At 52.5% G+C, this 15135-nt stretch carries 15 protein-coding genes; 3 read left to right on the top strand and 12 right to left on the bottom strand.

Annotated elements, in window-relative coordinates; translation table 11 throughout:
• The first annotated feature begins 301 nt into the window (after positions 1–301).
• On the top strand, positions 302–763 hold the full coding sequence (locus tag QOL69_RS06570; RefSeq protein ID WP_283402535.1) for a hypothetical protein: 462 nt from the start codon (positions 302–304) through the stop codon (positions 761–763).
• Between the two features lie 36 nt (positions 764–799).
• On the opposite strand, the gene QOL69_RS06565 is transcribed toward QOL69_RS06570, so the two are convergent.
• The 9 genes from QOL69_RS06565 to QOL69_RS06525 all read right to left on the bottom strand — a co-directional run bounded on the left by QOL69_RS06565 (position 800) and on the right by QOL69_RS06525 (position 8304).
• Positions 800–1498 (bottom strand): TIR domain-containing protein, encoded by a 699-nt coding sequence (locus QOL69_RS06565; protein ID WP_283402534.1) that lies wholly within the window; start codon positions 1496–1498, stop codon positions 800–802.
• Positions 1491–1817 (bottom strand): hypothetical protein, encoded by a 327-nt coding sequence (locus tag QOL69_RS06560; RefSeq protein ID WP_283402533.1) that lies wholly within the window; start codon positions 1815–1817, stop codon positions 1491–1493. The genes QOL69_RS06565 and QOL69_RS06560 overlap by 8 nt, the downstream gene beginning before the upstream one ends.
• 108 nt (positions 1818–1925) lie before the next feature.
• Positions 1926–2417 (bottom strand): TIR domain-containing protein, encoded by a 492-nt coding sequence (locus tag QOL69_RS06555; protein ID WP_283402532.1) that lies wholly within the window; start codon positions 2415–2417, stop codon positions 1926–1928.
• A gap of 191 nt (positions 2418–2608) precedes the next feature.
• Positions 2609–4051, bottom strand: a complete 1443-nt coding sequence (locus QOL69_RS06550) for a hypothetical protein (protein WP_283402531.1) — start codon at positions 4049–4051, stop codon at positions 2609–2611.
• Positions 4038–4448, bottom strand: coding sequence for a hypothetical protein (locus tag QOL69_RS06545; protein WP_345782478.1), 411 nt, complete (start codon positions 4446–4448; stop codon positions 4038–4040). Before QOL69_RS06545 ends, QOL69_RS06550 begins: the two co-directional genes overlap by 14 nt.
• On the bottom strand, positions 4417–4878 hold the full coding sequence (locus QOL69_RS06540) for a hypothetical protein (protein WP_283402529.1): 462 nt from the start codon (positions 4876–4878) through the stop codon (positions 4417–4419). The genes QOL69_RS06545 and QOL69_RS06540 overlap by 32 nt, the downstream gene beginning before the upstream one ends.
• 172 nt (positions 4879–5050) lie before the next feature.
• Positions 5051–6415 carry a restriction endonuclease gene (locus tag QOL69_RS06535; protein WP_283402528.1) on the bottom strand — a complete coding sequence of 455 codons (1365 nt, stop codon included), beginning with the start codon at positions 6413–6415 and terminating at the stop codon, positions 5051–5053.
• A gap of 160 nt (positions 6416–6575) precedes the next feature.
• Positions 6576–7262 (bottom strand): nucleotidyltransferase domain-containing protein, encoded by a 687-nt coding sequence (locus QOL69_RS06530; RefSeq protein ID WP_283402527.1) that lies wholly within the window; start codon positions 7260–7262, stop codon positions 6576–6578.
• A gap of 124 nt (positions 7263–7386) precedes the next feature.
• Complete coding sequence (locus QOL69_RS06525) at positions 7387–8304, bottom strand: helix-turn-helix domain-containing protein (RefSeq protein ID WP_283402526.1); 918 nt, start codon at positions 8302–8304, stop codon at positions 7387–7389.
• 138 nt (positions 8305–8442) lie between these two features.
• Between QOL69_RS06525 and QOL69_RS06520 the strand changes: the two genes are divergently transcribed.
• Positions 8443–8766, top strand: coding sequence for a DUF6788 family protein (locus tag QOL69_RS06520; RefSeq protein ID WP_283402525.1), 324 nt, complete (start codon positions 8443–8445; stop codon positions 8764–8766).
• Positions 8767–9142: 376 nt separating this feature from the next.
• Here the strand turns inward: QOL69_RS06520 and QOL69_RS06515 are convergent, their stop codons facing one another.
• The 3 genes from QOL69_RS06515 to QOL69_RS06505 all read right to left on the bottom strand — a co-directional run bounded on the left by QOL69_RS06515 (position 9143) and on the right by QOL69_RS06505 (position 14562).
• Positions 9143–10549: a Cdc6/Cdc18 family protein gene (locus QOL69_RS06515; protein ID WP_345782495.1), complete on the bottom strand. Its 1407-nt coding sequence runs from the start codon at positions 10547–10549 to the stop codon at positions 9143–9145.
• Positions 10550–11520: 971 nt separating this feature from the next.
• Complete coding sequence (locus QOL69_RS06510; protein ID WP_283402523.1) at positions 11521–13671, bottom strand: type B DNA-directed DNA polymerase; 2151 nt, start codon at positions 13669–13671, stop codon at positions 11521–11523.
• Positions 13672–13959: 288 nt separating this feature from the next.
• On the bottom strand, positions 13960–14562 hold the full coding sequence (locus tag QOL69_RS06505) for a DUF7509 family protein (protein WP_283402522.1): 603 nt from the start codon (positions 14560–14562) through the stop codon (positions 13960–13962).
• A 94-nt stretch (positions 14563–14656) separates the two neighbouring features.
• On the opposite strand from QOL69_RS06505, the gene QOL69_RS06500 reads away from it, so the two are divergent.
• Complete coding sequence (locus QOL69_RS06500) at positions 14657–15112, top strand: MarR family winged helix-turn-helix transcriptional regulator (protein WP_283402521.1); 456 nt, start codon at positions 14657–14659, stop codon at positions 15110–15112.
• The last annotated feature ends 23 nt before the right edge of the window (positions 15113–15135 follow it).

The raw sequence follows: 15135 nt of genomic DNA, 5'->3' as shown, positions 1-15135 counted from the left end.
TTCACCTCCGTGAAGCTCGGCGGACGACCAATCACCAATCATGGAAGCACAGCTCACACCCCACTGAATGCTTGAATGACCTGCCGCCGACACCCCAACGGGAATGTCCCGTCTGTAGAAAAGTCGGGCTGCCAGAGCAAATCCAGCAACATAGATGTGGACTGAAGCGATAGAAAACATCGGTTTATGCCAACACAATAGAGTAAGGAATGCCCCTACACATCCTCCGCTACATCCGATACGACAGCAACGATGAAACCTCACCCGGATTCTTATTTTAGTTGAAAACACAGTTGCGGCTATGAGCAAATCAGACGCTGTAGATGCTCTTCTCCAAGAGTGGCATGAGAAAGCTAATGTGCTGAAAGACAGGCCAGAAGAGATCAAGGAACAGCAGGATAGCTTCTACAAGGGAAGTTGGGATGCAGCCCGTGAACGCGCCGAACCAGAGCTAAGACGGAAGGCAATACAAGGCTGTATCGACGATCTTGAAGAGAGTACCACAACTGACGATATGCTAGAAGCGTTGGCAGATTGGCGGAAGGAAGCCGACAAACTTGATAAGAGGATATATGATTCCCAAGAGTGGTTCCGGTCAAACATCACCAGGCATCAACTCGAAAAGTGTATCGAAGAGTTCGAGAAAGCGTTCCCCGACGACAACTTTAATGAGTGCTTTCGGTGTGGTTCTCTACAATTGCCGGTCAGTGATAAGAGGCGTAACGAGGGGTTCCGGTGGGAATGTGAGGAGTGCGGATATTAGCCTTTCATCAGGTACTCTCGAAAACCACGTCCTGGTCTAGAACTCGTACTTTGAGAACGGGTCAGATTGGTCATTCTGCTGTTGGAGCTGTGAGAGGTCAATCGTCTCCCGTAAGTTAATATCGGTGTATTTGTCAATTAGAATGGCAGTGATGATGAGGACGAAAATGACAGTTCCTGCGTCTGGATTAAGTCCTTCACTGATTGTCTCCCGGCGTCGGACCGAATTCTGCTGATCACGGGAAAGACTCTCAGCGGTCTGTGCTGCTTCCTCAGCCCACTCGCCGATATTCTCTCTGCCGTTGTCTCGTTTCCAGTCGTAGGTGGGAAAAATACTGGATAGCGTACGCACCTTGTCGCCCTCCTCAACAACGAACTTTTTCAACGGGTTTGTCCCGCTGAAGTCAGTGTTCGATTCTTTGTCATTAAGAGAGTGTATTTTTACACCGACGATACCGTTCCCTCTTTCGATGCTTTTCTTGATTTCGTAGTGAATCCAATCCCTCTCCGCAGTCTCATTACCGATTAGTACGACTGTGACAGATGTTCCCTGAAGTTGTTCGTTAATCCAATGGCGAATTTTTTCGTCAGTTGCCCGTTTGATTGTCTCCTGCTCTGCGGCATCGAAGAATCCAGCCGCTTCACGGTCTTTGCTGGTCACCCAGCTATGCCGAACCTGGTTCGCTCGCCAGACATCTCGGCCGTAGTGGAAACTGAAGAAGACTCTTCTAGCCAAAGATGGTTCCTCCGTTGATACAGATCAGGATTACTGTGTAGACAATCAGTAGCCCTCCGATGGTACCGTAGAACGTGAGCATGGATTTTGTGGCCATCAGCTGTACTGTTCCATCGACATCGTCCTCAAACCGGGATGGATCCATGTCGAATAGGTAGTCGTCAGTATCGTCCCGGTTAAGCCGGACCCAGTCGAATAGTTTCCGGAATTTCCGCTCCTGTCTCAGGTAATAGGCGTCGAGGTACCAGAATCCAATGAGAGGAATGAAAGCGGCGAATAGTTGGAAGTTATTCGTCCGGAATAGAAGTGCGACAACCACCAAGGTAACTGTCCAGCCCTTAATTTTGAATGAGTTGGATGCCTGCCTATCGATAATGTTCTGTATGTGCTCCAATTCTTGGTGGAAGCCATTATCAGACGACATAGATTACCGGTCTGCTAATTGAGCAGCTTTCTCAACCCAACCTCCGATATTGTTGTAGCCGTCGTCACGTTTCCAATGATAGGTTTCAAAGATGTCAGAGAGATACTTCTTCCGTCCGTTTTCGGTGATGTGCCACTTATCAAGCGGATTTTTCTCTTTTCGAGCGGTTCTTCCGTTCTTGTCTTCGATATTATGGATATAGATACCGAGCAGGCCGTTACCCTGGTTGTAGCTTTTTTCAATTTCGCGGTTTACCCAATCACGGTTGTAGGTTTCACTGCCGATCAAGACGACAGTGACGGAAGTGTTGTGAATCTGCTCATCGATCCATCGTTCGATTGCATCTTCTCCCCCTCGCTTGATTTCTTCCCATTCAGCAGCATCAATATACCCTGCTCCCTCTCGGTTGTCGTGGGTCACCCAACTGTTCCGTACCGGATTGGTTCGCCAATGATCGCGCTCATAGTGAAAGCTGAAAAATACTCTCCTGACCATGACTATTCTCTTGATTTAGATATAATATTCAACTGGCATATATCTGCGGTTTTAAGCATCTCCATTGACCACACACCATTTCATATTTACTATAATCTGACGAATATCTAAAACGCGTCTATGAGAAGTGGTGCTCGATCTGATTCTCGAACGATATGCCTCAGAAATATCGGATATTTATTGCCCACAAGCTAACTTAGGCTGACGAGTTCCCCCTCGTCTAAGGAAAGAAACTCTGTAACGTAGTCTTCCAGCGTCGGGTTTTCAGCGGCGAAGAACTCAACAGTCCGGAACATCTCTTTACTAAACCGCTCATAGAGCCCGTAGATATCAGGGTCAAGAAGCTCAGGGTTGGATGACGCCAGTTCTTTTTGGGTCAAAGTCTGGATACGGTACGCGAACGAAAGTTGAGCGTTCAAGCCCAACAAAAACACCGACAAACTGGACTGTCGATTCTGATCGGATTGAGCAATCGTTTTTGTACTCACGGTCGAGAAGTCAAGATCCATGAAATGGTTCTTGTCTAATAGCAACCTGTCTGGCTGTATATCGTGTTCGCTGTTCACTAGACCAATGATACGGATAAGACAAGGAATACACTCGCCGCAGTTATAGGGGTGTCCCACAGCGTCCTTTCCTTGTGACAATTCACGTGGATGTGGACAAGTTCGAGTAAAGAAAATATCCTCTTTATTTGGGATACAGTTGACCACTTCTCCCTTTGTGTAATCAATGAAGGGATTGCTGATTTTCACTTGACGGTCCGGTAATAGTTCCTCAAAAATTCTGTTCAAGCTTTTAATGAACAATGGGTGTACTGTACGAGTCGTTGTCCAGCCAGTTTCCAACGAGGAGAAACGCGACAGGACACCATTCTCGGGAACATAGATATCATCAACATCGAGTGCTACCGCGACAGCGGCGGCGAAAGCAAAGTACATGAATGACCGAGTAAACTGCGTATTTTCATAGGCAGAGAACCCCTCGTCGACACCTATTGAGGTAAGATTAGCATCAAAGAGATGGTCAAAATTCCGCACTAGATGGCCGACGTTTCGGCCATGATCCACGCTGACAAAATGTGGATTGTGCCCTTCATCAGCGAGATGAAATCGTCCACCCAAACTATCTAATCCGCCTGAAAAGAGTACGACAGAATCAGCCTCAGGCAGTTGACCACGAGGCATACCATCGTTCTCATTAACAGACTGATTCTCGTCTATAGCATCAATGAACCGATACTGGAAGTTGTCACGCGAGATGAAGCTAACAGCGTGGTTCAATTCAGACTCTAGTGGTTGCCATTTCTTTACGTCGACAACAGGGTACAGGATCTGAATCTGCCGTGATTTCAGCATTTCCTCGCCGTCATCCTTCGCACCAGTAGGCCCTCGCTTCACCAAACGGTCCGCAGCATACGTACCGAGTGCGAGCTCAACCAACGCCGTGACTGTTGGAGGAGGGTTTTGTCCGAACAAGTTGCTGAGAACCTTCTTCTCATACTTAATTAGACGACTGCCTTCCGTTTCAGTCTTAGTTCGGTAATCGTCGATGACAATCGTGTAGTCCGAGTCTGCTTCGCTAAGATTCGACCCAGTTCCGGACTTAATCAGGAATCGCTTAGTTCCCTTCAAGATCTTCATCCCCCCATGTCTTAATCATCTCGTGCATGGTATTCCGAATCATCTCCTCTACATCCTCGTGTTCTAGTAGCTCCACATCGGCATCTTCGAAAATTGGAGCCAGTTCCGGCTGGTCCTGTATTTTTTCGACGAGCTCATCTGCCCGATTAGCACACTGATCTCGTAGTTGCTCTTCAAATTCTTCTATCTCTTGATCAGTCTCGACGTTTTGGCTGAAGTGGAGTTGGAGGGCGGAGTCTGACTCGGGATCGTTTGTAGCTGCTTCAATCTCTTTGTTGAGCAGTTGAAACAGATACTCCCGAAGATACACACGGAAGAATCCTTCAACACCATGCGCCTCTACAAATTCGTCAATGTTATTTTGAATCTCGGTGTCGTTCAAGAGCATCAGCTCCTTCAGTCATGATGTCACCCATCGCACTCTCCATTGCTCGTTCTGCGGACCCTGAGAAGGCCCGGTCTGTGCCTTGAGATCCCTCTGCAAGTCCCCGCGTGGCCGCTTCTTTTGAAGTTTGCTCAATGACAGCTTCAGAGGCACCAGCTGCAACGACCTCCTTTACCACTGAGGAACCGACATCCTTGGTAGCGGACTCAATACCGTTCTGGTGGCTTTTGATAATGAATTCAGAGCCATATCGGACCGCTAAGTAAGCTGGAACTTTAGCTGCGCCGTTCGGTTGAGCAGCCAGAATCATCTTGAAATAGATTTCACTGGCCTTGGCGGCATCTTTATCACCCGCAGCACCAGCTAAATCACGTTTCGCATTTTCATAGTCAGCGTTGGAGGCCCCGGATCGGTTCCGGGTTGCTGTTCCCATACTATCATATTGACAGTCTGTATTATAATACTAATTGACTTTCGCGTCTCCACAGTTGGTTCATGAGAATTGACCGCCATTGATGTAGAGATACTTCGAGGGATGACCGATTACTGCTACGAACGGAGTCGGGTTTAATGGTTGCTGAGCAGGCGTGAGGTCACAACTGATTCTAAATGATGCCGCTGATGACGAGTAGTCCAACGACGAGCAGCAGCGTCGCGACCACGCCCCCACCGGCCAGTATCTTGTTCTCCATCGCCTTCTCGTGGAGCGGCATAGCGGCGTACTCATCGCGGAACGCCTCTAGGTTCTCCTCGTCGTAGAAGTACTTCGTCTTCAGTGCGAACCGCTCGGTAACCGCACAGCCTGTACAAACCGGCTCCTGGTCAAGCCGCTCGGTTTTGATGTGGCTGTCGCAGGCGATCGCCCCGCAGTTGGGGCAGTACGTGTACGGCTCGTCGACGCCGCTGGCCTCACAGTGGACACAGCGATGGATACCGTCCTCGGTAGTAACTCGAGAGGGGCCTGCCGCGTAGTACTCGTAGGGGTAGGTGTACTCCTGAATGTCGGTCGTGTGCCGAACCTCGGGGAGGTAGACTGGCTCGATCGACTGGACGGAGATGTCCGAGCGGTTCGGCTCGCAGGTCTTGTTGTACGTGACGTTGTTGTCGCCGGTGTAGGTAACCGTCGTCGTGTGGTGGTCTTGAAGCCGCTCGACAGCCCACTCCTTGTACTCGGTCTGAGTCTGCCCGAATCGGTGCTCCTCAACATCATCAAACACCTCGCCAAATTGTTCAGAGTCGAGTTCGATCCTCGTATGGAGATTCTCGGTGACCAGTGTCGCGACATCTCCGTCGACGACCTGTGGGGTTCCACGTTCAGCGTGAACCACGAACTGCGTCCGGTCGTTTATCCGGTGGATGACGCCGACCGATGTCTCGAAGACAGCGTTCGTGTCCGCAGTGACTGCCACGACCGGGCGAAACGTCACCGCCGAATATGAGTCTGGAAGGTCGGCCGCCTCGATATTCTCGATATCGCGGAACGCCTCCACAACGGGTGCGTCGACGTCTGCCGCTGGGTCGTACGGCCGCAGAGTCTCGTCACAGAGAATCTCGATGCGACCATTGTAGAGATCTAGGCCGATCTCATCGGCTATCTCCCGAAGGTCTTGGCCGTCAAGCAACTCGATAGGATACGGATCATCGTTCTGTTGGAGGCGGCCGGCATACTCCCTCGCGGGACTCGTGAACCGCCCGGTCGTGACAACCATCCCGCGTTTGGGACCGTCGAAGTCGAACGTCGAGATCGCCGAATGGAGCTTCTGAACGACTGGCCGCCCAACCGTCGCCGTATGTTCACATTCGACGATGACCGCGCGTCGGGTGCCGTCGACGACCTCCTCCATGATGACATCTCGGCCCTCGTCTGCCGTCTTCTCAGCCTGACGGACGTTCTCGTAGCCGAGGTTCCGAAAGACATCCTCGATCAGATCCTCAAATTCGAACCCGGAAAGATCGTCTAGAACGGCCATTCGATGTATCTAGATTTTATCTCGCCACAACCAAATACATTGGTGAGCGCCAGAGAGCTCATCGATTTCGATAGAGTAGTGCTCCCGTGCCAAGTGTTCATATCCCGCCTTGTTGGCGGCCTCGACAACCACATCAACGGCCTCTCTGAGCGCCCCCAGATCACCCATCACCGTGAAGAACCATACTACGGACGGTATCAAACTCATCTGTGTGATAGACTGCGATGCCATCGCGAAGAATTTCTTGGAGCTCCTCAGTATACGTCGGGATCCCTTGGAGAGCCTCAATATCAATATCGAATGCGTATCGATCCCCGCCAAACGTGTCTTCCTCAAGTGATTGCCTGATGTGGTTCGCCTGTCGTTGATTGCTCGGTCGGTCGTCGCGAACCAACACCCAAAGATCAATATCGCTGCGACGGTCAGCCTCACCGCGAGCAACGCTTCCATACAAAACGACAGCGAGGACGTCATCAAGTTTGGTACGAAGTTGATCGGTCGCGTCCTGTACCGGCACGTGGAACTCCGACTGGGGAATTCCGAGGAACGGATCGTCTGGGATAGTGAGCCGGTCACGGTTGATCTGGACAAGTCGACGGGCTCCGTCGTGTTCTTCGACAACGAGATCGTTCCGAGAGAGTGTGTCAACCGTCTTGGTGATCGTCGGTCGCGTGTAGCTAATTGCGTCAGCAAGGTCTGTCATCGAAAACGACTCGTCGTGATGTCGGGTTAAAAAGAAAAGAATCTCGGCTGTCGCATCTCCACTGAGTAACCGGTCGTCTTGGAGTGGTAAGTCGATGGATATCTGGATACCATCAGCGAGAGTACCGTTCGAATCTGTTTTCATTGTAAAGTAATTCTTAGCGTTACTACTTCAACCTAATTCCTTTTTGAGTTCTCACCAATTTCGAGTGGTGTGGCATCCAGGACAAGAAATCCCTCTGAGTCCTTATGAAATCGGAAATTGGTCACTAGTCGATTTCGTACTCGGCCGCCAGCTTCTGGAACTCGTCCCACTCGAGGAGGCGATCGTCCGTAACATCGCCGTGGGTCTCAAGGTAGCGGAGCAAGGCGTTGATTTCGTCTTCGAGGTCATACTTTACAGCTTGCGTTCGGAGGTCGCCCTCGTCGACGTCAACCTGTCTGAGCAAGAGGAGACAGTACGAACGGTAGCGGCTGCCGTCGTCGATCAGTAGCGTGTGACAGCAGAGGTCCGCTGGGGAGAGGATATCGAGTTCCTCGGAATAGAAGTAGTAGCGGTGGTCGGTGAGCAGAAATTGAAGGTCGAAGGCCGTAAATCGAGCGAGCCCGGTTTCGTGGAATGCCTCTATGCCGATCTCGGTCCTGGTCTGGGCGAGGAACACGTTGTAGTCCTCCCAGAGAATCGTGCCCTTCGAGGCGACGGTTTCGAGACGTTGGCGATGGAGATGGTGTGTGAGTTGACGGGCGAACTTGTGGAGGCGGTCGAAGTCGGCGTTGAAGTCATAGCGGCCGTCGTCCACCCCGACGAGGCCGCGGTCGCGAAACCGCTTGAGGACACGGTTGACCGTATTGCGGTAGTTGTCGCTCCGGTCAGCGATCTCGGCGACAGTTCGCGGCTGGTCAAGGTAGTAGAGCACCTCAAGTGTCTTCCCGGTCAACAGCTCGGGGAAGTCGATATGGGAGTACTGGCGGACGAGGTCCTGGTAGAGTTCGACGGCGCGGGCAGCTGACAGAACGACCCGCTTTCGGCGGCCGTCGCGTTCCGTGTAGATGAGTCTCTTCTCGACGAGGTCGCCGACGCCACGAGAGAGGTAGCTCTCGCTGTAGTCGAGCTTCGTCGCGAGCCCGGAGATCGTGTCGCCACGATCGACCGTCGCGAGGATCTCAAGTTCGATGCGCCGTAGCATAGTGTAACATGATTTGAAACTAACTTATAAAGAAATTTTGAGTGGTGTTGCAGCCAGCAGGCGCGGGAGCCGATCTCATCGGTTTAACCAACATGACTATGGTTTAGTGGGTTATGTTGGTTAACACGTGAACAGTCGATGTCTTACGAACCCCCGACCCCACCCGCGACCCTTACGACGGAGATCGTCAACACGCTCAACGAGTCGACCCCGGAGCAGCTCCGAGAGATTGCGACGTACGCCGAAGCACTCGCCGAGCACAAGGAACGTGAGGCCCGTCTCAAGGAGTCGGCTGACGAGAAAGCAGTAGAGGAGCGACCAGACGACCTTCCGGACGACGTCCCTGCCAAGGCAACGATCACGATCAAAGAGATCAACGACAATCTCTACTACTACTGGCAGTGGCGGGAAGGAGAGAAAATTCGCTCACAGTACAAAGGGCCGGTTAACCCGGACGAGTAAAACTCGAGGAGGGAAGACACCCACCCCACGTTTCCGTCGTAACTGGATGTTGAGGGAAGGGGGTGAGGAAGATTCCGAAGGATCCCCACCCCCCGCATTTCTGTCGTTTCTCTACGGTCTCCGCATCATCAATAGTACCGACGAGAGAAAAATCGCAGGGCACCCCCCGTTGTCGAGTTGTATATGGGAGAGGGCTAAGTGATAACACAGTTGATCTACCGAGCCGTCGAATTCTCGACTCACCCACCCCCCGTTTTCGAGTAGTAACGAGATATCCCTGCGACTGACACCCCCCATTTTCGAGTTGTAACGCATCACTCGATGTATGAACACTCCCCGTTTTCGAGAAGTAAGTGCGGAGAGAATACGGGTAAGATTAGTTCTTACTCCGGAACTGGTTCAGCCGTTCGCGGACAACCGCGCTGATAGTCGCCTCCTCCTGAGCTAGATCCTCGAACCGGGAATCCTCCCGAATCGTCTCCATGATCGTTTCCGGATCTTCAGAGAGGGAGAAATACATATGCACTCCTCTGCCTCGGCCTTTACCCCGTCGCTCGAAGTCCAACACACCGTACGTGCTTTGCTCGGTGACGTGATTGACGAACGTCTCGCGACTATACTGGTCCGCATCCATCGTATCAGCAATGAACTGGTACGTCTTGAACGCAGGTCCAGCAGGGATCCACTCAGGATGTTCTCTTGCGTAGCTGGCCGTCGCCGCCACGGCATAGATAGAGAGTTTCTTTTGAGTCGAAATACCGCTGATATGGCGGAGCTTGCGGTTTTCGGTATATTTCTCCTGAGCATCACGAACATCAGTCTCGGTGACCGTGTCAGCCCCACGCCGCTCGGCTAATTCGCCAGCCCATCTAAGGAGATCAATCGCTTTCCGCGCATCCCCGTGTGTTTGGGATCCGAACGCAGCAACAAGCGGAACAACGTCATCTGTAAGTGAGTCTGGCTTGAAAGCGTCCCGCCGATTGCGGAGAATACTACGGAGTTGGTTCGCATCGTAATCATCGAAGAAGATGTCGTCAGGGTTGTAAGAACTCTGTGCGCGGCTGTTGAGATCCTTCATGAAGTCGGCGTAGTTCGTAATCGTTGTGAGCGATATAGGACCATCAAAGTCGGCGAGTTTGCGAGCTCGTGAAAGCTGGTAGATAAGAGAATTGTACTCTGCTTCCTGATACGGCCCCTCGAGCATATCGATCTCATCGAGGATGAAGATGACACCATCGTAATACTCTCGCATGAGTTCGTACAGTCGCTCGAGTTTCTGATCCGTTGAGACGCCGGTTTGGGGAACGCCAGGATCGACACCGAGGTCGTCGGCAGCAGCTTTAACTAACCGGTAGACGGCCCGATCTGCAGTCTTCGGTCCCTCGCAGTTGATAGAGAGGACCCCGAAGGTCTTGTCTTGGGATTCACATAGTTCGATGATCTGTTTACACACTGCATGAATGATGAGCGATTTCCCCGTTCCAGATGGTCCGCTCAGGAGCATATCGGGGATCCCCTCATTCTGGAGGACCGGTTTTAGATTGTCGACGACACGGCCCAGTTGGTCGTCACGACCGACGATACGATCCTCGTCGATGATAGTATCTGACCGGACGAGGTCTTTGTTTGTGAAAACACCACCGGACGACTCAGTTTGTAGCCGATCACGAATTGAGATGCCGCCACCGTCGCCATTGGTTGCCTCCTGAGACGAATCGGCAGAATCTGATCCGTTTTCGAACGTCGTTTGTGACGTATCAGGAGATGCGACCTCCTCATCCATCGATTCAAGATTTTCAGGATCAGCAGAAGAAGATTCACGATCTCCCTCACCTTCTGGCTTATTCGATCCTGCTCTACGTCCCTCTCGTCCCATTATGAACCCCCTCGAACTCTGGGTATAAAAATATGGACCCTTGTGGAGTTGTATCCGGTCGAAAACAGGCAATCCAACGACAACAGCCTCGTATCTTCTGTATGAGTCAGAGACCGTTTTCGGAATCTATCACCCACCGTTGTCGAGTTGTAACGGTTCGACGAAGATCTATCGTCGATTGCCTCGATGACCCAGACCCCCCATTTTCGAGTTGTAAGGCGTTAAGGAGCGGTAACACACCTCGCTTGATTCTTCCATCTACCTCCCACCCACCCCGTTTTCGCGTTGTAAGGAGAAGTGAGCCAAGGTGGTCTCAGAGCAAAATCCTCATAATCCGGATTTCCTGAATGATACGGTCTTTCTCATACACCCCGTTTTCGAGTAGTAAGCCCCAGATCGGTCGCGAAAGAATGAGACTCGTAGGACCTGTTCACGAATGAGAAGAATAATTGGTGAGCTGCTTTAGTGATCTCGAATGTTTTACCCTCTCCCCCCTTTTTCGAGTTGTAAGTCGCTAGGAACAGGCTACCCTAGATGTAGTGTAGCGAGAGGTGAGGTGACTAAAGTGGGTATAGAGGCGGCGAAATAAGATAGTACACGGTATTAGAACTATGGATAACATGAAGAGCTTATTTACACTCAGATATCTCAATCCTCTAGCTAAGCTAGACGATATATTATCTTTCTCTCTAGTACGGCTATGGTTAGGTAATATATTATATAAATCTTCGTATTTTTAGTTACAAGTTAGCGAATTAGATCTTCAGGCTCTCTATCATGTGTATACGCCATAATTGGCCGTTTTACAGTTCCTCTTACTATTCGCCCCCTCCCCGGTGCCATGAGTTTACAACTCGAAAAAGGGGGGAGGGGGTTCGTCAGGTCCAGTCCGTGATACTGACCACACGTGTTTCGTTGAGTTCTCGTCGGATGTCGTCCCGATCCCAGTCAAGAGGTGCCAATATGCTCTCGACAGCTCGGACCAGCTGCGTCTCATAGTACGAGGCGTCGTAGGTCTCGATCTCCTCGTGGGCGAGGGCGACCCGCTCTCGTGAGTTCTTCTCGTCGTCGACGACCACATACTCAATCTCCTGCCCAGGGTGTACGGCGAGGTCCTGGTCGTGAGCCCGTTTCAGAGCCGCCACGTTCTGGGTGTTCTGCGTGTACCCCTCCAACGGCTTGGAGACGCGATTCCGTTCGACGAGGTCCTTGACTGGGACTGTTCCAGCATAGAGGCGCGTGACGGCGTCCCGAAGACGATCGAGTACCGCGTCAGGCGACCAGGTCGCATCAAATCGCTCGAGACAGTCCAACTGGACAGCCTCGATGAACGGTGGCGTTGAGCGTTGCCGTGCTTCGATACCTCTTACTTTGAACTCGTCGGCGCCAGCGACTTTCCCGAAGTACTTCGTCAATGCGCCGGCGTCGCTCTCGCGCTGTGGAACGAAGGCGACCCAGTCGTAGTGGGCTTCGTGTTCAAGCCGAATCTCGACGTCCTCCGTGATCTCTGTCGCGAGCGCCTCGAGGTCCTCGCGGGCATCGTTGTCGACGTCGGGATCGGGCGTCACCCAGATGGAGTCAACGATGCCATGAACGACACGCCAGCCACCGGCCTCCAAGCGTTGTTTTGCCGTCAACAGAATCTCGCGAGCAAACGCGTTGATCGCCTCGTGGCACTCGATCCGCCCGAACTTCGCGTTGCTGAACCCCTGATACCCGAAGCAGGCGACGAGGATCCATTTCAGCGCACCCGACCGTCCCTCGAGCTCCACCAGTCGGTCCTCGTCAGGATCGTCCTGTAGCTGTTCGCGACGGATGGCCGCCTTGATCTCGTCGCGAGCGTCGATGATGGGTTGGAGGACATCGACGAGATAGCCACGTTCGTCGCAGATCGAGTACCCGAGGCCGGGGACGTCCTCGCGGTCGCTATGGCAGTCACACCGGATAACGTCTGGCGAGACGTTCCGGGTACAGATGATGTTCGGATACAGACTTGAGAAGTCGAGTTCGTGGACGTCCTCATGGACGCCGACCTCGGGTGCGAAGATGAAGCCGCCACGGTCGGCGTCGTGGAGCGTTCCCATCGGTTTGTAGAACTCGTGCCGCCAGGAGTTCCATGGGACGAGCACGTTGCGGTCGTGGGCCTTACAGATCTGAATCGCGGTCAACACGTTGCCGATCGATGCCCATGCTAGCTCTTGGACGGGTTTCTTTGAGCGCGAGACGAGATCGAGGACACCGTCGAGGTTTGTCTCCCCGTAGAAGAACGTGTTCGACTCGTCGATGATCGCTCGGCCAGGCACGTTGTACCGCGCCGGCGAGTGGGCAACACGACCGTAACTCGCATACGTCGACTGGCCCGCGAGTTGCTGGTAGTCGATGTCGGGCCACCGGCTCAACGTGAACTCGTCGACGCCGGCGGCCGTAGCCATCTCGTACAACGTCGGGATGATCTCACTCGTTGAGCAGACCAGGATATCGGGGTTCTGATTTTCGAGTGCTGCCTGGACTGCTGTCAGGATGTCCGTTGACGAACCGGTGACGGTGTCGCCGTCAATGGACAATTCGGTGTAGGTATTGGCTCCCGTTTCGGTCACTGGGACGCTGAGTCGGAGTGTCGACAGCTCGCCCGCCGGCGTCGGATCCACGTCTTCCTCGAGGCAGTACCGAAACTCTCGCGAGAAGTCGACGTTGAAACAGGCGAGGTCCCCAACCGGATACGCGTCCACCTGCCGTGCCTGCTGTGCGAGCGGGGCAACGCGGTCGATGTGGGTGACGTCGACGGCGAGGACTGGTTCCTCGTTGCGACGGAATCCAGGATGCTGCGTCACTATCTCGGTTCCAGCGATGTGGGGATGTTGGTCGTAGAGCGACCGAAGTGCTGTGAAATCGATGTCGGCATCCGGATCGCGAGCACCGACGTAGAACCGTGGAGTATAGTCGTCGCGTTCGGTCGCAACGGCACCGTCGGCGGTGGCGTCCCACTCGAGGACGCGCCCGTCGTCTAGGAAGTCGATAGTGAACGGCATTTGCGTAAGTCACCTACTTCCTCTACACCGAAATCTCGCATAATCGCCGGCGTGTCTATTCCGGATTTCGGGAAACGAGGATCGTCTCGATAGAAGTAGCGTGTTCTCGTGGATTCACTCCTCTATTCCACTTTCCGGAATCATTTCCGAGTTTGTATCCGGATCTCCGTATCTGTGTTAACCAACAAACTGCCTGTACTACTGATATTCGTTGGTTAAATAGACCTATTTGGATTCTCGTTCGCTGGGGGTTTCAACACGCTCTGACAACCAAAACGGAGTCTCTCGCTAGGCAACTTGGCGGATGTGAGCTTTGATAGCTTGATAGAGCCCATCAAAATCATCGAACTCGTCTACTGTAACGTGCCAACGCTCCGAAATCGCATCGATCATCGAACTTTCGACGTTCTGTTCGCCAAGAAACAGCACTTCTTCACGGAGTTCCTGTGACGAGAGATGTTCACATACAGACCCGATCTCGATACCGACACCGAGGTTGTCACCCATCGCTGGAGCAATAAAGACAGTTGTAACGGATGCCTTGGTGAATTCGATACTCTGGGTGGCAGCGTCCATTTCGTAGAGCGGAATTTCAGGATCTGTCGCGAGGAAGGCATTGACGCCTCGCTCTCTTCGGAGTCGTCGGCGGAGTTCGATGAGGAGCCAGAGTGCCTCATCCGCGTCAAAGTCAGTTTCAGTAGCTTGGAGGTTTTTGACTGCTTCGTCAAGTGTCGTTCGCGTCGTTGCTACGCCCCGATCCGCAGAGAGTGACTCGTAGGGTGGATAGGACTTGTAGGGCCCCATCAAATAGACGAGGAGTCTGGGTTTGGAGATCTCTGTCTCGCTGATGTAGGGGCTTGTTTCGAGTGCCTCGATCAACCGCTCTTCCATTATTTGTTACTCAACTCGGTGGACCAAATAGCTGGATGGTCTTGCCGCAACCATAGTAAAAAATCTTAAGACGGTTGGGGACCAACTAACTTATATGACCAACTCACCCGACCACACGTCAATTCCTGACGGTGGGTCACTCCGACGGCGTGATGACTCTAATGAGGGTGATAACGAGTTCGACCTTGATGTCGAACTCCCTGAAGACAGCCTGTTCGATCTTGAAGATTACTTGGAGATGTACGAAGTGGCGTCGAAGCCCAAGCAATATCTGATCCTTGAGGCGCTTGCGGAGAATAATCAACTCAGTACCAGCGAACTGTCAATGGTACTTGGTGAGGAGGATAATGCGCTCCACTATCCTCTCCGGACGCTCAAGGATGTCGCACTCATCAAGAACCGACGCGATCCGAATACGGGGACTGAAGAGACCTATTCGTACTACGAACTGACGGAGCTCGGACGGATCGTGTTGACCGAGGGGATCCGCGAGGGTGTCCGAATACTGGCTCGACAAGAAGCTGCTCTCGAAGACAAATACAGCAAGTAATTGTGACCGAGCCCCTCGACAGT

It is taken from the genome of Halorubrum sp. DM2 (assembly GCF_901686465.1).
GTDB lineage: Archaea > Halobacteriota > Halobacteria > Halobacteriales > Haloferacaceae > Halorubrum.
The sequence above is the reverse complement of the archived record's forward strand: the minus strand, read 5'-3'. Positions and strand labels throughout refer to the sequence as shown.